22 protein-coding genes are annotated in these 18,861 nt (G+C 56.9%); 9 read left to right on the forward strand and 13 right to left on the reverse strand.

What is annotated here, in order from left to right:
- Positions 1-5: 5 nt before the first annotated feature.
- On the reverse strand, positions 6-698 hold the full coding sequence (locus E5201_RS08235; protein ID WP_181404571.1) for a DsbA family oxidoreductase: 693 nt from the start codon (positions 696-698) through the stop codon (positions 6-8).
- Positions 699-726: 28 nt separating this feature from the next.
- Positions 727-2,706, reverse strand: a complete 1,980-nt coding sequence (locus E5201_RS08240) for a glycoside hydrolase family 2 protein (protein ID WP_140985566.1) — start codon at positions 2,704-2,706, stop codon at positions 727-729.
- A 211-nt stretch (positions 2,707-2,917) separates the two neighbouring features.
- Between E5201_RS08240 and E5201_RS08245 the strand changes: the two genes are divergently transcribed.
- From E5201_RS08245 to E5201_RS08265, 5 genes are all read left to right on the forward strand, one after another.
- On the forward strand, positions 2,918-3,331 hold the full coding sequence (locus tag E5201_RS08245) for a MerC domain-containing protein (protein ID WP_140985567.1): 414 nt from the start codon (positions 2,918-2,920) through the stop codon (positions 3,329-3,331).
- A gap of 51 nt (positions 3,332-3,382) precedes the next feature.
- Positions 3,383-3,925: a YcxB family protein gene (locus tag E5201_RS08250; RefSeq protein ID WP_140985568.1), complete on the forward strand. Its 543-nt coding sequence runs from the start codon at positions 3,383-3,385 to the stop codon at positions 3,923-3,925.
- Between the two features lie 89 nt (positions 3,926-4,014).
- The gene (locus tag E5201_RS08255) at positions 4,015-4,323 is read left to right on the forward strand and encodes a Dabb family protein (protein WP_140985569.1); all 309 of its coding nucleotides are present in this window, start codon (positions 4,015-4,017) and stop codon (positions 4,321-4,323) included.
- 204 nt (positions 4,324-4,527) lie between these two features.
- Positions 4,528-4,869, forward strand: a complete 342-nt coding sequence (locus E5201_RS08260; RefSeq protein ID WP_140985570.1) for a hypothetical protein — start codon at positions 4,528-4,530, stop codon at positions 4,867-4,869.
- Between the two features lie 72 nt (positions 4,870-4,941).
- Positions 4,942-6,915 (forward strand): ArnT family glycosyltransferase, encoded by a 1,974-nt coding sequence (locus tag E5201_RS08265; RefSeq protein WP_140985571.1) that lies wholly within the window; start codon positions 4,942-4,944, stop codon positions 6,913-6,915.
- Between the two features lie 65 nt (positions 6,916-6,980).
- Here E5201_RS08265 and E5201_RS08270 read toward each other — a convergent pair whose 3' ends face one another.
- The 5 genes from E5201_RS08270 to E5201_RS08290 all read right to left on the reverse strand — a co-directional run bounded on the left by E5201_RS08270 (position 6,981) and on the right by E5201_RS08290 (position 9,004).
- Positions 6,981-7,571, reverse strand: a complete 591-nt coding sequence (locus tag E5201_RS08270; protein WP_140985572.1) for a hypothetical protein — start codon at positions 7,569-7,571, stop codon at positions 6,981-6,983.
- Positions 7,537-8,193, reverse strand: coding sequence for a DUF1287 domain-containing protein (locus E5201_RS08275; RefSeq protein ID WP_140985573.1), 657 nt, complete (start codon positions 8,191-8,193; stop codon positions 7,537-7,539). Before E5201_RS08275 ends, E5201_RS08270 begins: the two co-directional genes overlap by 35 nt.
- Positions 8,150-8,275, reverse strand: coding sequence for an entericidin A/B family lipoprotein (locus tag E5201_RS08280; protein ID WP_140985574.1), 126 nt, complete (start codon positions 8,273-8,275; stop codon positions 8,150-8,152). Before E5201_RS08280 ends, E5201_RS08275 begins: the two co-directional genes overlap by 44 nt.
- Positions 8,276-8,404: 129 nt before the next feature.
- Positions 8,405-8,611 carry a DUF2061 domain-containing protein gene (locus E5201_RS08285; RefSeq protein ID WP_140985575.1) on the reverse strand — a complete coding sequence of 69 codons (207 nt, stop codon included), beginning with the start codon at positions 8,609-8,611 and terminating at the stop codon, positions 8,405-8,407.
- Positions 8,612-8,776: 165 nt separating this feature from the next.
- Entirely contained in the window at positions 8,777-9,004 is a 228-nt protein-coding gene (locus tag E5201_RS08290; RefSeq protein WP_140985576.1) for a DUF2061 domain-containing protein, read from the reverse strand.
- Positions 9,005-9,156: 152 nt separating this feature from the next.
- On the opposite strand from E5201_RS08290, the gene E5201_RS08295 reads away from it, so the two are divergent.
- Positions 9,157-10,365, forward strand: coding sequence for a BaiN/RdsA family NAD(P)/FAD-dependent oxidoreductase (locus tag E5201_RS08295; protein ID WP_140985577.1), 1,209 nt, complete (start codon positions 9,157-9,159; stop codon positions 10,363-10,365).
- Here the strand turns inward: E5201_RS08295 and E5201_RS08300 are convergent.
- The gene (locus E5201_RS08300; protein ID WP_140985578.1) at positions 10,337-10,861 is read right to left on the reverse strand and encodes a gamma carbonic anhydrase family protein; all 525 of its coding nucleotides are present in this window, start codon (positions 10,859-10,861) and stop codon (positions 10,337-10,339) included. The genes E5201_RS08295 and E5201_RS08300 overlap by 29 nt on opposite strands.
- Positions 10,862-11,238: 377 nt before the next feature.
- Between E5201_RS08300 and E5201_RS08305 the strand changes: the two genes are divergently transcribed.
- The 3 genes from E5201_RS08305 (at position 11,239) to dusA (ending at position 14,221) form a co-directional block, all read left to right on the forward strand.
- The gene (locus E5201_RS08305) at positions 11,239-12,009 is read left to right on the forward strand and encodes a PhoH family protein (protein WP_140985579.1); all 771 of its coding nucleotides are present in this window, start codon (positions 11,239-11,241) and stop codon (positions 12,007-12,009) included.
- A 67-nt stretch (positions 12,010-12,076) separates the two neighbouring features.
- Positions 12,077-13,114: an alpha/beta hydrolase gene (locus E5201_RS08310; RefSeq protein WP_246050499.1), complete on the forward strand. Its 1,038-nt coding sequence runs from the start codon at positions 12,077-12,079 to the stop codon at positions 13,112-13,114.
- A 69-nt stretch (positions 13,115-13,183) separates the two neighbouring features.
- Complete coding sequence (dusA, locus tag E5201_RS08315; RefSeq protein WP_140985580.1) at positions 13,184-14,221, forward strand: tRNA dihydrouridine(20/20a) synthase DusA; 1,038 nt, start codon at positions 13,184-13,186, stop codon at positions 14,219-14,221.
- Here dusA and E5201_RS08320 read toward each other — a convergent pair.
- The 5 genes from E5201_RS08320 to E5201_RS08340 form a co-directional block, all read right to left on the reverse strand.
- Entirely contained in the window at positions 14,218-14,754 is a 537-nt protein-coding gene (locus E5201_RS08320; protein WP_140985581.1) for a hypothetical protein, read from the reverse strand. The two genes, dusA and E5201_RS08320, sit on opposite strands and share 4 nt — an antisense overlap.
- A gap of 150 nt (positions 14,755-14,904) precedes the next feature.
- Positions 14,905-15,363 carry a DUF805 domain-containing protein gene (locus tag E5201_RS08325; RefSeq protein WP_140985582.1) on the reverse strand — a complete coding sequence of 153 codons (459 nt, stop codon included), beginning with the start codon at positions 15,361-15,363 and terminating at the stop codon, positions 14,905-14,907.
- A 99-nt stretch (positions 15,364-15,462) separates the two neighbouring features.
- On the reverse strand, positions 15,463-15,771 hold the full coding sequence (locus E5201_RS08330) for a DUF805 domain-containing protein (RefSeq protein WP_181404572.1): 309 nt from the start codon (positions 15,769-15,771) through the stop codon (positions 15,463-15,465).
- A 172-nt stretch (positions 15,772-15,943) separates the two neighbouring features.
- Positions 15,944-17,272, reverse strand: a complete 1,329-nt coding sequence (locus tag E5201_RS08335; RefSeq protein WP_140985584.1) for a replication-associated recombination protein A — start codon at positions 17,270-17,272, stop codon at positions 15,944-15,946.
- A gap of 154 nt (positions 17,273-17,426) precedes the next feature.
- Positions 17,427-18,851 (reverse strand): Do family serine endopeptidase, encoded by a 1,425-nt coding sequence (locus tag E5201_RS08340; protein ID WP_140985585.1) that lies wholly within the window; start codon positions 18,849-18,851, stop codon positions 17,427-17,429.
- Positions 18,852-18,861 lie beyond the last annotated feature (10 nt).

The raw sequence follows: 18,861 nt of genomic DNA on the forward strand, positions 1-18,861 counted from the left end.
AGGGGTTAAACCTCGCACACCCCGTCCTCACAGACCGGCCCATCACCCGCAGAACCGCCTGCTGAAGCACCGGCATCTTTCCACGCCGCCTCAAGCGCCTGTGTAAACACCTCCGGCGGCTGGGCACCTGACACAGCGTAGCGCCCCCCAAAGACGAAGTGTGGCACACCTCTGGCTCCCGCAAGGTTCGCACCGCGCTGATCATCTTCGACCTCAGACGTCAGTTCCGTACCAGCCAGAAACGCCCGCACGGCCTCGGCCTCAAGGCCGGCTTCAACCGCCAGCCGGACAAGCACCTCATCGTCAAACACCGATAGGCCTTCGGTGAAATAGGCGCGATAAAGCCGCTCAAGCAAAACCGCGCCCTTATCACCCGCATAGCGAATAAGCCGGTGCGCCTTAAGGCTGTCGCCGGACAGAGTGTTATCCAGATGATACTCAAGCCCGACACTGGCCGCCATGCCCTCGACGCGGCGCTGATTGTTCACCGCCTGCTCGGCCGTCAGTCCGTATTTCTGCTGCAACATCACGCCGGTTGGCACCACCGGCTGATCCGGCGACAGGCGAAACGCCCGATGACGTACCTCGACCTGATCCTTATGCGGAAAAGCCTCCAGCGCCCTCTCAAACTGACGCTTACCGATCCAGCAGAAGGGGCAAATGATATCCGACCAGATATCGACAACTATAGCGGACATACTTACCTCACAGGCAGATTGAAAACCTTTACGGCAATATGGGTACGGCGGGTCTGACTGTCCACCTGACCTCATCAAGATGCGCACCACTTTCGGCCCGCACCGTATTGGTGCCCATCGCCAGACTGACATTGCTAAAAGTTGCGACCCCGCCCTGAACATCCTGAGTGCCGACAACGACACCATTGACCGTCAATGTCACCGAAGGCTGATTGCTGTAGATTTTCACCTGTGTCACCCGACCGGTACGCTCATGGAACCGCCGGTTGGCCACATAGACAAATGGCTGCGCCGACCACTGCGCCTTATAGTACCAGAAGGCATCCTTTTTCACCTTACGGTCATAGGTGATCAGGCCGCTATTATCCATGCCCGTCTGATCGCCGTCATTACGACCTTCCGAAGCCGAATCAAAGACTTGCCAGACAAAGCTCGCCCACACCGCAGGCCGTGCCCGCAAATGCGCCCAGGCCATTTCATGATAAGCCGCCTGAAATGCCTCAGGGTGCCAGCCTGAGACCGGATCAATCCGCGTCACGGCTTCTGACTGATGGCGCACACTGCCGCCGGTGCCATAGCCCAGGATAGCCATCGGATAACCGGCATGGGCCGCATGAAAGGCATCAATCACCCCGCTTAAGGTGGCCGCCTCATTAACCGAAGCTTTCGGTTCAAAATAGATCCCTGCAGGTTTCCCCGCAGCGGTCAGCAACAGGGCCGGATTGTCCGTCCCGACCGCACTGAGCGTCAGGCGCGACGGATCTTCGGACGCGACAATGGCAGCATCGGTCGCCGCCCTTGTCTCCCACGCTACAATGCTCGGATGGTTGATATTCTGGCGCACCAGTTCGCGTAGCTGCTGACCAGTATTGGCATGAAAGGCCGCCGTCAGTTCCCCGCGCTTACCTTCGGGTAAGCCCGTGACCACCAATATGCCGCGCCGGTCCGCCTCATGATAAACCGCCTGAGACGCGGCAAATGGCGCTATCCGCACCGCCGTCACCCCCATATCTTCCAGCAGATCGAAATCCTCAGCAATATCACTTTCGCTGACCGCCTGCCCCTTGCCTGCACGCCCCGTATTGAGGTTTACGCCCACCACCCGATAGGGCTGACCATTCAGCAAAAAGCGATGCTGGGCATCGATCTGCACCTGACGGATACCAAAATGGGTAACGATGCGTTCCTGGGTTTCGTTGCCGTCGGAAATCTCTGTCACCGCGGCATATAGATAGGGGTCGTTGCGTCCGTTCCACAGCTTTGGCTGAACCATACGCCCGGCCAGCGCCAGCGTCTGCGCCTCGCCCCCTTTGAGCGTCACATTGCGCGTCATCTGCATGACCATCATACCTTCGCGTGAAAAGATACGCGTATTAACGGTCATCTTGACGCTGCGCGCCCGTTGATTGCGCAAGGCGACATTGACCTTAAGATCAGCATGGTTGTTAAGCGTGAGGGCGCTCGTCACCGCCACACCGTTGCCCCCGTGATCGAGCCAGTCAATGCCGACATCGCGCGCCTGAATGAGCGACACACCGCGATGCAGTCCCCCCTCTACCGTCGCCTCACCGCCAAAGGGCGCTATATGCGCGCGCGCCGAATTATCGACCTTCACGGCAATCACATTGCGCCCGGCCATGAGAAATTTCGTAATATCATAGCGAAAGGCCGTGTAACCGCCTTCGTGCTTTCCGACTGAGTGTCCGTTAATATAGACATCCGCCACCAGCGCCGCCCCGTCAAATTGCAGATAGACCCGGTCACCCCGCGCCACCGCCTTCAGATCAAGCGCTTTGCGATACCAGCCGACCCCGCGATAGCTATTGAAACTGTGCGGTAAGGTCGCCTTTATCCACGCCCTGTCATCAAACTCAGGCGCAGCGGCCTCAGCTACATCCTCAGACATAAAACGCCAGTCGGCATTGATTTCGCTCTGGGAAAAGGCTCCGGCAGAGACCGGTACACACAGACACAGCATCGCCATTATCATCTTAAGAACTCTCAGCATGCCTGCGCCCGTATGCGTTAAAACTGATGTGGTGAAAATCTCTGTCGGACGGCATCACACGATTCGTGCCTTTTTGAGACCCTTCCGCCATATACCGGACACCCCGATAAAAAAGCCGTCCTCTGACTTTTTTCACCCCCGCCACTTGCCAATAGTTACACTATAACATATCTACCGTGATGTACCGCTTAACCACAGGACTATACGCCTTATGTCTTCGGCACCGGCCCCCCACGGAAAAGTCAAACATAACCATATCGCCATCCTCGATCTGAGCGCGATTGGCTTATCCGGCCTGTGTCTGGCGCATTGTCTGCTCTTGCCTGCGGCCTTTGCAGCCCTACCCCTGATGGGTCAGGCCACCGATAATCATCTGGTCCACCAGATTCTGGTTCTGATCGCCGCGCCGGTCAGCCTGTGGGCCTTAAGTCGTTCCGGCGGCTGGAAAAAACCGCTGGTCGTCGGTCTGGCACTTATCGGTTTCGGCTTCCTGATCGCCGGTGCCTATATACACGCCCTCGAAGCCCACGAAACCCTGCTGACGATTACGGGCGCGCTGATTATCGCCAGCGCCCACTTCCTTAACTGGCGTCGCCCTTCTGGTATTGCAACAAAAGCCTTATAATTAAAGCTACTTTTAAAAAGTTGCCATTTTTAACGGCTCCAATAAGCTGGCATGATGACAACGACACAGCCCATTCATCTCCCAGCCTTTCGCCTGACCCTAAAGGATTATGTCGAATATTCGTTGGATTTTCTGCCCCGGCACTATAGCCGCCCGGCTTCTTGGCTGATGTTCACGCCTGTTCCGACCGTCTTAGGCGTTATCGGGGCCTTCAAAATTAACAATCACAATCTGATGGCAGAGCTAACTTTATTAGCATTGCTAATGCTGGCTGCATTTTTCATCATGGCTTTCGTGACGATCACCATATGCTTGGTCTGTAGTTTGCTGAATTTCAGAAATATGCCCAATGCAAAACATGATGCCCATATTCAGCTAAGTGATGAGGACCTTGCCGTCGATCTGAACCATCAGGAGGCGCGTTTCAGATGGATCGGAATCCATACGGTGGTTACAACACGCCACCTTATTCTGGCTTACGTAACCCCTGCCGCTGCGGTGATAATTCCAAAAAGAATATTCGCCACCGCAACTGATCAGGAAGCTTTCATCACTCGAATGCAGCGCTTATGGCAAGAAAACCGGCCCATCTGAGACCTTTCGCAGGCTTATGCCTTGACGCTTCCGTTTATACTCTTAAGACGACAGTGGTTCCGTAATGTTAGCCTGGAAAAATCTTACCGATGCTGCGTCACATTGTTCTGTTCAGTTGCAAAGCCCACGAAGACCGCGAGGCGATCCGCAAGGGGCTTTCGGTTCTCACCCAGATACCGCACGCGCAGAAACTGGAAATCGCCTTCAATCAGAAGATAGACCAGATCGGCAACGATATCGAAGTGGTCGTCTACGGCGAATTTGCTGACGCCGACGCCCTGCGTGCCTATAAGGCCCATCCGCTCTATCAGGCCTCGATTGACGCTGTAAGACCCTTACGTGACCTGCGCTATGCCGCTGACTATACGGTTGATACCGCCGTCACCACCGCCCTTTAGGCCGGATATTCAGGCATTATAAGGCCTCAAAATAACCTTTTAATACCTCTAGGTAGCGACAACACGCAAAGCCTTGCCATTTATTTGCAATTTCGCCCCAAAGGCGTATAGTTGCACTATATACAGGTTTTACGGCCCTTCCGAAGCACGTCCAGTTTGGGGGATGTTCCGATCAGCTACCTTTTAACCCTTGCCTCTACACTAATGCTTGCCGCAGCTCCCTTGCCAGACCTTAAGGGCGCTGAAGCCATAAGATGTCGCGCGGCCGCCGAAGCTCTGCGCGATCAGGCCTATGACGAAATGCGCCTGCTGGTCATACGGGTTGAGCGCTCGCCCAACCTGTCGCTAAAGGCCCTAACCGACGTTGAAAGCGAAATCCTGCGCCGTGAAGACGAGATCGTTAAGCTTGAGACACAGGCAGAAAAATTCGCCTTCGCCCCGGAACCTGCCACTTCTGTACGCATCGCCCATAAGGAAACCGAGCCTGTCAAACTCAGACCACAGGTTGCCCAATGCGTGGAACGCCTCCCCACCCCCAAACCCTGATTCCCCGGCGGCTTGTCAGGCCGTAAGCCCTGTGGCTTTATGCGCCTGACTGATTCCTAGCGGGGGTAAGACATGCAACTTTATGAACTGGGCAGCGAACCGGAAAGTGCGGCTGCGGGCAAACCCCTGTTCGGTGACGATAAGGCCCTGATCCGCATCGGCCTGATCATCGGTGCTGCGGTCTTTTTCTGGAAGTTGTATATCGGGATCATATCCAACCCGATCTGGGAAGAAGGCCACTTTGCCGTCTCCGGCCTTTATCCGGCCCTGGGCTATCCCGACATCCCCGCAGGCTTTCCGCTATTGTCACGTGTCGTGACGGCCATCTTCGGCTGGGACCTTCTGCCGCTTCGCCTCTTATCTCTGCTTATTGCCACAGCCATTCCGTTTGCCGTCTATTTCATGGCTTCAGGGGTCGTCACAAAGCGTCAGGCCATATGGGCCGCCATTCTGGCTGTGCTGATCCCGCCCTTAAGCATGTCCGGCACCATCTACTATCCCGAAGGGGCCTTGCAGCTTCTGCTCGCCCTGATGCTTGGTTGCCTGCTGCGCGCCTTACGCGACGATAGCTGGAAATGGTGGAGCCTGACCGGCCTGTGTGCGGCGCTCGGCCTGTTCATCCACTTCCGCTTCCTCATTCCGGGCGCAGGCGTGGTGCTGTTCGCCCTCCTGACCGCTCAGGGCCGCAAACTGTGGACCAATCCCAAATTCTGGGTCACCGGCCTGATCGCCGCCTTAGGGCTTGTGCCGTCACTTATCTATAATGCCACTAGTGGCTGGCCCGCCATCGCCTTTCACGTCACCAACCGGCCCGACTGGCGACCTGACATCAGCTTTTTGATGTCCTTCCTCAATCAGCAGATCGGCATCACCACCCCGATTTTCTTTTTTGCCCTGCTCTATGCCGGTAAAAAAGCCGTGTGGCCAATAACTGGAGACCAGCGCAAGGAACCTCAGGCCCTGCTCGGTGTCGTTGGCCTGTTCATTTTCGGCCTCTATCTGGTGCAATCGCCCGCCAACCGCATATTGATGCCGCACTGGCCGTTCCTCGCCTATGTGCCTCTGGTCGCCCTTGTGCCGGCGGTGCTGATTAATTTTGTCGATAAAGCCCGCCCCGCGCACCGTCGTTTGCGTCAGTTCGTCATTGCCCTCGGGCCGATACTAGCGATTGGGGTCGGTCTGGGCATCACCGCCTATCAGTGGGCCTGGGCCAATTCAGCCACCATTCCTGCTGAATGGCGCGCCCTGAACTTTATGCGCAATGAAAACTGGGCACCGGTTCAGGCCGAGGTCGATAAGGCCAAGGCTATCGCCGAACAGCGCTTCGGCAACGATGTGGCACTTGCCGTCTCAGGCCATGTGCCCGCCACCCACCTTGAACTGCCCGATGCGCAGCAACGGCTTTACTATACGCTGGGTGAGCCTTATGACACCTTCAGCCGCTTCAACACCGCGCGTCAGCACTGGGGGCTGGATATCGAAGCCTTAGGGCGCACCCATGCAGGTAAGGGTGTGGTGCTCGTCCTGCCGGAACCCAGCTATCTCTATCACCAACCCTCAGAGATCGCCTTCTATCAGGAACTCTGCCGCCGCTTTGAGGCCATTGAACCGCACAAGACCGTCAATCTGCCGCCTGACCGCACCGCTGTCACGCTTTATACGGCGCGGGTAAAAACCGCCCCTGCCGCGCCTGCGGATTGCCCGCTGTTCCCGGCCCTTTATATCGCCCAACCGCCGCGCGGCACCTTTCTGAAACCCGACAGCGACGCCAATTATTTTGGCATCGCGACCGCCCCGATTGGCATCACAAAGGTTGAAATCCTGATCGACGGAAAGGTGGCTTCCGAGGCCCGTTACGGCCTTGATCCCGAAGGGGCCCGCGCCCCTGAGGTTCTGAAATATGACCCTAACTGGCCAAAGGTGCAGTTTGATTTCAAGATCGACCAATCCGGCTTAAGCGCCGGTCAGCATACCCTGTCGATCCGCGCCACCCGCACAGATGGCACGACCACCGAAGGCGCTTCCCGCACCTTCTACAAACGCTGACCCTATCATCCTCCCCTGTTTACGGGGGAGGTGGCGGACTTGTTGCGCCGGAGGGGGCAATCCCCCTATGCTACCCTTATCTCTTTGGCCCCGCCCTGAATGAGCCTTAGTAATAACTCAAACAAGGCCTCAGTCGGCGCAGACCCCAGATCAATAATCAACTTGCCTTCTTCAAACGCCACGGAATGCAGCACATAGGCCAGCGGCTCATGATGATCCTCCGGCACGTCCTGCGGCTCAAGGAAGGCGTCAAACCACGGACGCAGGCTGTCGGCGTCCGGTAAAGGCGTATCCGAGGTAATCACCACCTCATCCCAGCGCAGTTGTGCAATAATGATCTGCGCCCCGTTAAGCAGGACTTCCACCGGATTGAACTGCAACCCGCGCGTCGGCTCAAAGCGGACAACACTGGCATCTTCAGGGCCGGTGAAACAATAATCCGCCACCAGAAGCCCGTCCAGCAGACGCGTATCATCCGTCTCAAGCAGAACTTCGGCCTCACCGACGCGACCGCTGCTGCGTTGATGTTCAATAAACGAGCGATACTGATTGAGATAATGGGTGCGCGCTGTCTTGAAAAAATTGAGCAAGGCGCGTGATCCCTGCTGCGTGATAATCGGCTCAGAGCCTGTAGCGGTAGTGTCCGGTGATGTCATAGCTGAATAAACGATCTTCCTGCTTGGGGCCTGCGCCGACATTATGAATAATCTGATAGCGGTTCTGGCTGAGAAAAACCAGTTCGTCGCTAACGATCATGATATGCGGCAAATTGCCCGGCAACCGACAGGTCACCAGATCTCCCGGCTGATAATCTTCGGGCCGTTTTGACCTTGCCCGCCCCTCGGCAAACCGATTGAAAAAGGTCTCAAGATTCGGCACCCGTCGATGATCAATATTCGGATCAGGCCGTTTCAGGCCCCATATTTTCGGATAGAGCGCAAAATGCGCCTTCATATCCTCATGCACAAGCTGTTGCAGATCTATGCCCAGAGCGCGATAGGCGCGGATAACCACGTCCGTGCAGACGCCGGTATTCAGCGGCACATCGCCCATAGGATAGGGAATACGGCGATAGGCCGGATCATACACCACCCGTTCCCTGGTCTGGGCTTTGGCATGGACAATGAATGTCTTAACCCGCGAGGCTGCGGCACTTATGGGCTGGGAAAGGGTTGGCAGAGCACAGCCAACCCCAAGCCCCGCCAGCAGCAGACGCCGCGTCAGCACAGACACCTCAGGTCGTCGCGTCTTCCAGAACTTCACCGACCTTAGTGACATCGCGTCCCACACCCTGAATGGTGTTGCAGGCCGTAAGCAGCGGGAAAAGCGCCAGAAGTGAAACCAGAACCATACGTTTCATGAAAAAGCCTCCTATAAAAATGAATAAGTAACATATTGCCAGAATGTGGCTAAAAACAAGCCACTCTTATGCCTTCTGTCCCTGCGCTGCGCCTTTACTCCTAATGGGGGCACCCCCTAATGGGCACCTCTAATGGGTATGAAACAGGCGTATCTTTCCGCCCTTCTTCCGCTCCCACAGCCATTCATGCAGCGGAAACACCAGCGTCTGAACAATCGGCTCAAGCAAGCCGATACCGACGGCAATCATCCAGTTCCCCGTCAAAACATAGGCAACCGTCGTGGCCACACCAATATGCACAATCCCATAGCTTAGTGTTTTAAATAACAGGCGCATACTACCTCTGAACCGACGCAAAAAAGACGGGCGTTAGCCTTCGCATTAAGGGGGAAACCGGCATAAAATAACAATTACGCTTCCCCCTATGGTTTGATCACTTACCGTCTATAAATAATAATAATTCTCATTATCATATGCGCGCAAATAATATAACCAGAAACTTTAGCCCATCCGCTTGCTTGCCTGCGCCCAGACCACCTCTGTTGCCTTGGGAGCCTCTTTCCGCTCCCAAAGCTTCTCATGCAGCGGAAAGACCAGCGTCTGGACCACCGGCTCCAGCAAGCCAATGCCCAAAGCAATCGCCCAGCTTCCGGTCAGCACATAGGCCACACTCGCGGCGACCACCACGTGCACCAGACCGTAAGATAATGTTTTCGCTGCCAACCGCATGACCTGTCTCCTTTATGACTGTTACGAACCACACCCTATGCCGCTAAACTCTAAAAGAAAAATTGATTATCTTTTAAATTTTAATAAATAATAATTATACAGCGCCACGAAAGAGGCGTTGCCAAAAAAAGCGATCCTGCGTACACAGCCTCATGTCGCCCCTTTCCAGCCCCCCTCAGATTGCCGTAATTGGCGCAGGCCCTGCCGGTCTGATGCTGGCCGAACGCCTCAGCGCCAAAGGGTTTCCCGTCGATATCTATGACCGTATGCCGTCTGTGGCGCGTAAATTTCTCATGGCCGGTCGCGGCGGACTAAACCTCACCCATTCCGAAGCGCCTGAGACTTTCCTCACGCGCTACGGCGCAACTGCCGAGCGCCTGCGCCCCATGATCGAGGCCTTTTCACCGCAGGATCTGCGCAACTGGGCCGATGGTTTGGGGGCAGAGACCTTTGTCGGCTCAAGTGGCCGCGTCTTCCCCAAAGCCCTCAAGGCCTCGCCCCTCCTGAGGGCCTGGCTCAATCGCCTGTCCGCTCAGGGCGTATGCCTGCATCTGCGCCATGACTGGCAAGGCTTTGACGACACCGCTCTGGTCTTTTCGCACAATAGCGAAACCCGTCGCGTCACACCCGACATAACGGTTCTGGCATTAGGCGGCGCCAGCTGGCCGCGTCTCGGTGCCGATGGCGGCTGGGCCGCTCACCTGGGTGCCAGGGGCATCACTATCGCCCCGTTCCGACCCGCCAATATGGGCTTTCTGACCCAATGGAGCGACATCTTCCGCGCCCGCTTCGCCGGTCAGCCGCTGAAAAACATCCGCCTGACCTTTGGTGAACACAGCCGTCAGGGCGAACTGATGATCACCCGCGACGGCATCGAAGGCGGTGCCGTCTATGCCCTCAGCGCCGCCCTGCGCGATGCGCTGGAAACCACTACGCCCGTTACCCTGTTCCTTGACCTGCGTCCCGAGCTCAGCGTCGGGCAGGTCACGGACAAACTCGCCCGCGTCCCGACACACCAAAGCCTGAGCAACCGCCTGCGCAAGGCCCTGAACCTGTCGCCCCTGCATATTGCCCTGCTGCGCGATTGCGGCAACCTCAGCGACCTTGCGCAATCAATAAAGGCCCTGCCGCTCAGGCTGACCGGCACGCAATCGCTTGAGCGCGCCATATCCTCGGCGGGCGGCCTCCGCTTCGATGACCTCACGGACACACTGGAACTGAAGGCCCTGCCGCGCGTCTATGCCATAGGCGAAATGCTTGACTGGGAAGCATCGACCGGCGGCTATCTGCTTCAGGCCTGTTTCTCAAGCGCCGTCCATGCCTCAACCCACATCAGTCAATCGCTTTCAGCCCGCCCTTAAACCGCTTGCCGTTAGCGACATAATGCGCCGCAGATACCCTTAGTGTTGATATCTGTGCCTCGGTCAGTTCACGCACCACCCGCGCCGGTGACCCCAGAAGCAGCACCCCGTCCGGATAGACCTTGCCTTCGGGCACCAATGCCCCCGCCCCGACAATCGTATTGCGCCCGATCTGCGCCCGATTAAGCACCACGGCATTAATCCCGATCAGGCTGTTGTCCCTAATGATACAGCCATGCAGCATAGCCTTGTGGCCAACGGTTACCCCCTCGCCGATCACCAGCGGACAACCGGGATCGGAATGCAGCACCGCGGCGTCCTGAATATTGCTCTGGGCCCCAATGGTCACCGGCTCATTATCGCCGCGTATCACCGCCTGAAACCAGACGCTGACCTCCGCCCCCAGCCGCACATCACCGATGACATCCGCCGACGGCGCAATCCAGCCACCTTCGCCGACCTGCGGGGCCTTATCTTCCAAAGCATATAGCGGCATTCCACACTCCCTATACAATCTGCCCCCTCCCCCTTGTCACACAAACTTCGTCAAAACGTAACTGCATCGTTACTTAAGGTTAATGCGTCGCTAACCATTTCGCGCAAATCTCATACTGTCTTTGGCAGGGAATCGGTATCTCCTCCATAGGCTGGCTAAAGCCCGCACCCTACCTTATCCATGAGGTTACCCGTGGCCTGTCTGAGTACACCGCTTCCCCCCTTAGCCCTGCCGCCTTCTGCGGTCTGGCCGTATGGATGCGACGCCCCCACCGGCCACTGCCCTGCTTTTTGTACAATACGCATACGCAAAGACGATCCCGTTTCCGGTGTCGTCTTTTTTTATGCCTCATTCCCCATTTCATCAGGAGGCCCGTTATGACCAAGCGTTCTACCAAACGTTATCTGCGTGAAGGCACACTCGATGCGCAGGAATATGCCAGCGACACCAAGGTGCGCCGCATCAGCGTCAATCACGGAAGCTGGTCACCCATGGGCGCCTCAGCCAACGAAGACAGGGACCAGAGCTATGTCAAAACCATCAAACCGAAATCCGAAGGTCAGGCCGCCCTCCTCAATGCCATAGACGAAAAAAATCTGGTGCTGGCGCTTGGCCCCGCAGGCACCGGCAAGACTTACCTCGCCATCGCCAAGGCCGTCGAAGCCCTTGAGGCGGGTAAGGTCGGGCGTATCGTCCTGTCGCGCCCCGCCGTCGAGGCCGGTGAGTCCATCGGTTACCTGCCCGGTGATATGGAGGACAAACTCGCCCCCTATCTGCGCCCGCTCTATGATGCCCTGACCGACCGCCTGAGCATGAAGCGCGTAAAGGCCCTTATTCAGGAAGGCCTGATCGAGATCGCCCCCGTCGGCTACATGCGCGGGCGGACTCTGAACAATGCCTTTGTCGTCATCGACGAAGCCCAGAACTGCACCTACACCCAGCTTAAGATGCTGCTGACGCGACTGGGTTGGAACTCGACCATGGTGGTGACCGGTGACCCGAACCAGTCCGACCTGCTGCCGGGCCTGTCCGGTCTTGCGGATGTCGCCGATAAGTTCGAGGCCGTTGAGACCATCAAGGTCGTGCGTCTGGCCGACGGCGACATTGTTCGTCACCCGCTGGTCGCCCAGATGCTTGGCGTGCTTTAGGCGATTATCCTTGAGAAGCGGCGCATCTTCAGTCTAGTCTGTAAAAAACAACTACAGGGGACTACGGATGCGCTGCACTTTCAAGTACTTCATGTTTATTGCGGCGCTGTGCCTGTTTTTAGGCCTGCCGCTCGGCCTGTCAACTGCGGCCACCGCACAGGTCATCACCGAGCGCATCACGGTCCACAGTCCGTCCATCGCGGGCAATCTCGAAGGCAATAGCCCTGACCGTAAGGTGATCGTCTATCTGCCTGCCGATTATCACAGCCATCCCGACAAACGTTATCCCGTGCTCTATGCCCTGCATGGCTACAGCATCAATAACGAAATCTGGACGAAGGAAATCAACACCCCGCAATCGATCGACAATGCCTATGCCGCAGGCGTCAAGGGCATGATCATCGTCCTGCCTGATTCCCAAACCGTGCATAATGGCTCTATGTATTCCAACTCAGTGACCACCGGTAACTGGGAAGGCTTTATCACCAAAGACCTGATTACCTATATCGACGCCAACTACCGCACGCTGGCGACCCGCGAAAGCCGCGGTCTGGCAGGCCATTCTATGGGCGGTTACGGCACCTTGCGTATCGGCATGAAGTACCCCGAATATTTCGCGGCCATCTATTCTTTAAGCCCCTGCTGCCTCTCGGCGCGTCAGACCCCGCCTGAGGATGTTCTGAACCGCCTCAAGGCCGTCACGACCCCCGCACAATCCCCGTCTTTGAGTTTCTGGGAACGCGCGACCATGGCCTCCGCCGCCGCCTGGTCGCCCAATCCGTCGAAAGCCCCGCTCTATTTCGATCTGCCGACCGGCAACCCAGAGGCCGATCACGCCCTGCTGGCCCGCTGGGCCGCCAATGCGCCTCTGGCCATGATCGACCAATATGTGCCGAACCTGAAAACCTATAAGGCTATTGCCATCGACATGGGTGACAAAGACGGCCTTAAGACCGATTCCGATGCCTATCATCAGGCCCTGACCACCTATGGCATCACCCACACCTACGACATCTATGACGGCAATCACGTCAACCGCCTGCCCGACCGCCTTCAGAACCACGTCCTGCCCTTCTTCGGCAAGCACCTGAAATTCGCCGACTGAAACTTAAGGGTACAAAATCAGGCCACAGTCAGCTAAAGAAGCGCCAACTGTGGCCACTGTACCTTTGTAATGACCAACACCTACGCCCGTTCGCACCGTTTTTCCGTAGCCCCAATGATGGACTGGACGGACCGGCATTGCCGCGCCTTCCACCGTACCCTGACGCAAAACGCCTTGCTCTATACGGAAATGGTCACCTCAAAGGCCATTATCCACGGCGACCGCGACCGTCTGATTGGCTATAATGCGTGCGAACACCCCCTGGCCCTTCAGGTCGGCGGATCAGAACCCGACGAATTGCATCGCGTCGCCAAAATCGCCGAAGACTATGGCTATGACGAGATCAATCTCAACTGCGGCTGTCCGTCCGACCGCGTCCAATCCGGCAGCTTCGGAGCCTGCCTGATGCGTGAGCCACAACTTGTGGCCGACTGTATGCAGGCCCTGCGTGAAGGCTCATCACTGCCCGCCACGGTCAAATGCCGTATCGGCGTCGATGATCAGGACGAAGAGGCCGCCCTGTTCGCCCTCGTTGAGGCCTGCAAAGCGATAGGCATCACCACCTTTATTGTCCATGCCCGCAAGGCCTGGCTCAAGGGCCTTAGTCCAAAGGAAAACCGTGACATTCCGCCGCTTAATTATGAACTGGTTTATGCGCTGAAACGCGCCCACCCTGACCTGACGATTTCGATCAATGGCGGCATTAACACAATCGATGAGGCCGAAACGCACCTTAAGCATGTCGATGGCGTGATGCTGGGCCGCAAGGCCTATCACGAACCGGCCCTGTTAGGTCAGGTTGATCAGCGCCTCTTTGGCGGCTCCGCAGACGTCGATCCCTTTACGGCCCTGAACCTCTACCGCCCCTATATCGAGGCCCAGCTTGAGGCCGGTGAAAAGCTTACCCACATCACCCGCCATATGCTTGGCCTGATGCACGGCCTGCCCGGCGCGCGCGCCTTCCGCCGCATCCTGACGGTGGACTCCATTGCCGAAGGCGCGGGCCTTGAAGTCATCGATCGCGCCACCGATGCCGTCTATGCCGCCACGGAAAGCATCAGGCTACGCCAGCAGGACTACGCCCTGCAACAGGCCTCCGCTGATTAAAACCGGTTACGCTTGGCTCCGATAAGACCAGCTATCTTTGTTATCCCGCTGACCACTGCGCTCGGAAACAGAATCAGGCTCAGGGCAATCAGTATCGGAATCGCCCAAGGCAATACCCCCGCCCAAACAGACCCACTGTCAGGTGCATTCAATGCCGAAATCAGCCCCTTGCTAAATATATAGAGCAGCACCAGTCCAGCTATAAATATGCTTGTCGATTTCAGCGTATCCGCCGTAACGGGCACCTCAACCTCCTGAACCTCAGCGGGACAAATATTCTGGCTGAACCACCGGCTACCGAACCACAGAACAGCACAGGCAACTATCTTAATGAGCGGCTGGATCAGACTTACAATAAACATACGCTCATTCATGGCAGCCGCCGCCATATCATCGCCCCAGACGGTAAGGGACATGAAAAATCCGATAGTGGGTAAGGCCCAGTAAAGACCATCAACCAATATGAAGATCGCCATCAGACGTATCAGTATATGCGCTAACTGATATCCGTTCAGATTCTTCGCCTCACTCATCCCCGCCCCGTTTCATTATTCAGTCTTTACCTATATGAGGAAAATAACCCGACACTATCAAGCCAAAATTTTAGTTCTCCCTCCCTCCGGCTTGCGGGAGGGTGGCATTTGCGCCGAAGGCGAAAAGGACAGGAGGGTGTCTTAAACAGGCTAGAGCCTGACCTCTTCCTGATGTCGTTCCGCTTCCGCCGCCGGTTCCGCCAGCAGGAAAAACATAACAAACAGCCCGACCCCAAGCCCCATAAGCTGCCACCACCCGCTGCGATTAAGGTCATGCAACCGGCGCGCCGCTACGGCAAAATAAGGCACAATGAATATCACCGAAGCGACATGAAACCACGAGACATCAAAAGCCTCCTCGATCATTTCCGCCGTAAAATAGACGCTTAAAAACGCCGCCAGATACCACCAGTATTCCGACCGCGACGCCCGCCCTTTGTAATCAAAGGCCTTGCGAAAACCGACCCTTACCGCCTGCACAAACCCGACAGCCTCCCTTTGGCCACCATAGCGGTTAGGCAGGTGCGCCGGTCGAATAAAGAAGGGCAATATCCCTGTCGCCAACCACACCATAAGAAGGGCCGCCTGCCCCAGACTGTGCATATCCATAACCCGCCCACTGCTTACCGTAAAAGCAGACAGACTAGGCTCGCAATAAGGATGACTTGAGGCAAATTCGCAGCCTTTTTAAGGCATTAACAGGAAATTCTATTCAAACACCTGAGCAAGCTGCGCTTCATCCTCTTGCGACGGCTGAACCATCCAGTAAAGCAGCACAAATGCGCCAAACCCAAAGCTGATCAGCAGCCACCACCCGCTGCGGTTGATGTCATGCAGACGCCGGATACCGGCAAAAATTGACGGTACGGTAAAGGCATAGGTTGCGTAGCTTAAGGCCTCGACGCCTGTAACGCTGGCAACTATCCCGATCCCCAATCCCGCCAGAAGGGTGAACAGATAAAACCACCAGTATTCCGACCGCGTCGCCCGCCCCTTACGCTCAGCAAATTTGGTCATACACACCTGAATGGCACTGCCAAAAGATTGCGGCTGAGGCTGAGGCCCAAAGCGGTTAGGCCCGGCTGGTTTTTTGATGAACAGGGGTAAAAACGCCGGCAAAACCAGTAAGGCTATAATGATCCAGTGAAATACAGAAAAAGAAGCCATAGGGGTCTCTCGGGCTAAAAAATTACCGCTTTTGTGCGGCCTGCTTTTTCTGGCGCAATTCCGCCCAGTATTCAAGCCGCTGCCTGACCTTGCCTTCGTGCCCGTCACCTTTGGGCGTATAGAACTGTGGACGCTTCATACCGTCAGGGAAGTAATTTTGGCCCGAAAACCCGTCCGGATCATCAGGATCATAGATATAGCCTTCGCCATACCCCAGTTGCTTCATCAGCTTGGTCGAGCCATTGCGGATGACTTCGGGCGGATCAAGATCACCGGTATCCGCCGCCGCCTTCATCGCCGCCTTGAACGCCGTATAGACCGCATTGGATTTCGGGGCCGACGCCATGTGCACTACCGCCTGCGCCAGCGCCAGTTCGCCTTCGGGCGAGCCTAAAACCTCATAGGTTTCTCTGGCCGCATTGGTAATCAGCAACGACAAAGGGTCCGCCGCACCAATATCCTCAGAGGCCATACGCTGAAGCCGCCGCGCGATATAGAGTGGATCTTCCCCGCCCTGTAGCATCCGCGCCATCCAGTAAAGCGCCGCATCCGGATCAGACCCGCGTACCGACTTATGCAGGGCCGAAATCAGATTGTAATGCCCCTCCCGATCCTTATCGTAATTCGGACGGCGCTTTTGCAAACTCTGCAACAACGCTTCACTGTTCAGCGGTGCCTCAAAGCCCATGGCCTCAAGCGATTCAATCAGCGTCAGCAAATACCGCCCGTCGCCGTCACTTAAGCCCTTAAGCGTCTCCCGCGCCCCGTCATCAAGCGGCAACGGATGACCAAAATGCGCCTCTGCCCGTCCAATCAGCTTCTCCTGCGCCGTCTCATCCAGCCGCTTGAGCACAAACACCTGACAGCGTGACAACAGCGCGCCATTCAGCTCAAACGAAGGGTTCTCGGTCGTCGCTCCGATCAGCGTCACCACCCCCGCCTCGACATAGGGCAGAAAGCTGTCCTGCTGCGCACGATTGAAGCGATGGATTTCATCGACAAACAATACCGAGCGCACGCCCTGATTTTTGCGCATCTGCGCCGCCTCAAAGGCTTTTTTCAGGTCAGCAACACCGGAAAACACGGCGGAAATCTGCTGGAACTCATAACCCACACTGGCCGCCAGCAGACGTGCAATAGTGGTTTTGCCCACCCCCGGCGGTCCCCACAGGATCAGCGACGGTAAAAACCCTCGTTCAACCGCCCGCGCAATCGCCCCACCCTCGCCCAGCAAATGATCCTGCCCGACAATCTCGGACAGACTTTGCGGACGCAAACGCTCGGCCAGCGGCTTGAAGCCTTCAGGCTGTGGAGGGGGCGTTAAACCCGCAGATTGAAACAGATCGGACATGTGAACATCTATAGAACATCCTCGCAGCAAAACGCAAGCAAGGTCGCAGGGTCGCGGACCCTGCACCCGTTAGAGCCGAGCCAAATGGCTCTTTCCATTACAATGGCAGAAGTCCCAAACCTCGGGGCATATGGGTGCAGGGCCTGAGGCCCTGCTAAAACTGTGCGGTAATATTACGTCCATTCCGGGTAATAGTGATGTTCCAGCGCTGGGCCCCGCCTTTCAACAACGTCTCAAGCTGCGCTGTCGTATTGACCGCCTGACCGTTAATCTCGCGCACCAGATCGCCGGGCCGGAAGCCCGCCGCCGCCGCATAGGTGCGCCCCGACAGACTATAGATCATCACGCCCTTGGGGGCAGAGAACGGATCGATGCCAATCTCTTCCGCCAGTGCCGGAGACAGATTGACAACCGTCGCCCCATTGAGCGGGAAATTCCCCTTCAACTCACGCTGATCCTTGGCCGGTGTAGCTGCCGGTGCCGCCACGCGGGCGCTTAAGGCCTGTATCTTGCCACTACGCACAATCGACAGCACCGCCTCATCATTGGGGTTAAGCAGACTGACCCGATAATTCAGCGTCTTCGGATCATTAACCGCCTCACCATTGACTGTGAGAACGACATCGCCGGTCTTCAGGCCTGCCTTGTCCGCTGGCCCACCGGCATAGATATCCGACACCAATACCCCGTCCGGCCTCGAAAGCCCCAGCGAGCGCGCGATATCCGAGGTCACGGCATCGCCTTTGACCCCAAGCCAGGGCCGCACCAGCGTCGATTGCCCCCCAAGCGCGGTATCCACCGCCCGACGCACCACGGCCGACGGGATGGCGAACCCTACCCCCGCCGAAGAGCCTGAGCGCGACAGGATGAAGCTGTTGATACCAATCAGATCACCGTCCATGTCCACCAGCGCCCCACCGGAATTACCGGGGTTAATGGCAGCATCGGTCTGAATAAACGCCCCGTCACCCGCGCCGACACGATCCACCGCCGAGATAATCCCGTTCGTCACGGTCTGCCCGACTCCAAACGGATTACCGATGGCCAGCACCAGATCACCGACCTCAAGGTCACGCCCGTCATCGAGATTGAGCACCGGAAACTTCTCGCCATTGGCCTCAAGTTTCAGGATAGCCAGATCGGTGCGCTCATCGGCCAACAGCACCTTGGCCGAAAATTCGCGCCGGTCATTAAGCACGACCATAAATTCCTGACCGCCCTGAATGACGTGATTGTTGGTCACAACAATACCGTCGGCGCGCACGATCACACCCGATCCCAGCGATTGCTCAACACGGCTGCGCGGCTGCCCGCCTCCGAACAGACTCCAGAACGGATCGACCTGCTGACGGGTGACACGCTGGGCATAGACGTTGACCACAGCCGGAGCCGCCTGCTTCACGACCGGCGAAAAAGACGACTTCATCGCTCCGGCATCACCGGGCACGCGCCGGTCAGCGGGCGCAGGCGCTTCGTGGAAACCTTGCCCCTGATACTGATCCTGCGACACGCCCTTGTCGGGTGAGCAGGCAACCAGCAAGGCCAGCGAAGATACCACAAGCATCGATTTCAGGGACATGGACACCATC

This window comes from Asticcacaulis tiandongensis, from assembly GCF_006475605.1.
In the GTDB taxonomy this organism is placed as follows: domain Bacteria; phylum Pseudomonadota; class Alphaproteobacteria; order Caulobacterales; family Caulobacteraceae; genus Asticcacaulis; species Asticcacaulis tiandongensis.

What these genes read in the sequence shown, in the direction of transcription:
- E5201_RS08235 (WP_181404571.1), bottom strand. Translation starts at nt 698, where the DNA reads ATGTCCGCTATAGTTGTCGATATCTGGTCGGATATCATTTGCCCCTTC.
- E5201_RS08240 (WP_140985566.1), bottom strand. Translation starts at nt 2,706, where the DNA reads ATGCTGAGAGTTCTTAAGATGATAATGGCGATGCTGTGTCTGTGTGTA.
- E5201_RS08245 (WP_140985567.1), top strand. Translation starts at nt 2,918, where the DNA reads ATGTCTTCGGCACCGGCCCCCCACGGAAAAGTCAAACATAACCATATC.
- E5201_RS08250 (WP_140985568.1), top strand. Translation starts at nt 3,383, where the DNA reads ATGATGACAACGACACAGCCCATTCATCTCCCAGCCTTTCGCCTGACC.
- E5201_RS08255 (WP_140985569.1), top strand. Translation starts at nt 4,015, where the DNA reads ATGCTGCGTCACATTGTTCTGTTCAGTTGCAAAGCCCACGAAGACCGC.
- E5201_RS08260 (WP_140985570.1), top strand. Translation starts at nt 4,528, where the DNA reads ATGCTTGCCGCAGCTCCCTTGCCAGACCTTAAGGGCGCTGAAGCCATA.
- E5201_RS08265 (WP_140985571.1), top strand. Translation starts at nt 4,942, where the DNA reads ATGCAACTTTATGAACTGGGCAGCGAACCGGAAAGTGCGGCTGCGGGC.
- E5201_RS08270 (WP_140985572.1), bottom strand. Translation starts at nt 7,571, where the DNA reads ATGACATCACCGGACACTACCGCTACAGGCTCTGAGCCGATTATCACG.
- E5201_RS08275 (WP_140985573.1), bottom strand. Translation starts at nt 8,193, where the DNA reads ATGTCACTAAGGTCGGTGAAGTTCTGGAAGACGCGACGACCTGAGGTG.
- E5201_RS08280 (WP_140985574.1), bottom strand. Translation starts at nt 8,275, where the DNA reads ATGAAACGTATGGTTCTGGTTTCACTTCTGGCGCTTTTCCCGCTGCTT.
- E5201_RS08285 (WP_140985575.1), bottom strand. Translation starts at nt 8,611, where the DNA reads ATGCGCCTGTTATTTAAAACACTAAGCTATGGGATTGTGCATATTGGT.
- E5201_RS08290 (WP_140985576.1), bottom strand. Translation starts at nt 9,004, where the DNA reads ATGCGGTTGGCAGCGAAAACATTATCTTACGGTCTGGTGCACGTGGTG.
- E5201_RS08295 (WP_140985577.1), top strand. Translation starts at nt 9,157, where the DNA reads ATGTCGCCCCTTTCCAGCCCCCCTCAGATTGCCGTAATTGGCGCAGGC.
- E5201_RS08300 (WP_140985578.1), bottom strand. Translation starts at nt 10,861, where the DNA reads ATGCCGCTATATGCTTTGGAAGATAAGGCCCCGCAGGTCGGCGAAGGT.
- E5201_RS08305 (WP_140985579.1), top strand. Translation starts at nt 11,239, where the DNA reads ATGACCAAGCGTTCTACCAAACGTTATCTGCGTGAAGGCACACTCGAT.
- E5201_RS08310 (WP_246050499.1), top strand. Translation starts at nt 12,077, where the DNA reads ATGCGCTGCACTTTCAAGTACTTCATGTTTATTGCGGCGCTGTGCCTG.
- dusA (WP_140985580.1), top strand. Translation starts at nt 13,184, where the DNA reads ATGACCAACACCTACGCCCGTTCGCACCGTTTTTCCGTAGCCCCAATG.
- E5201_RS08320 (WP_140985581.1), bottom strand. Translation starts at nt 14,754, where the DNA reads ATGAGTGAGGCGAAGAATCTGAACGGATATCAGTTAGCGCATATACTG.
- E5201_RS08325 (WP_140985582.1), bottom strand. Translation starts at nt 15,363, where the DNA reads ATGGATATGCACAGTCTGGGGCAGGCGGCCCTTCTTATGGTGTGGTTG.
- E5201_RS08330 (WP_181404572.1), bottom strand. Translation starts at nt 15,771, where the DNA reads ATGACCAAATTTGCTGAGCGTAAGGGGCGGGCGACGCGGTCGGAATAC.
- E5201_RS08335 (WP_140985584.1), bottom strand. Translation starts at nt 17,272, where the DNA reads ATGTCCGATCTGTTTCAATCTGCGGGTTTAACGCCCCCTCCACAGCCT.
- E5201_RS08340 (WP_140985585.1), bottom strand. Translation starts at nt 18,851, where the DNA reads ATGTCCCTGAAATCGATGCTTGTGGTATCTTCGCTGGCCTTGCTGGTT.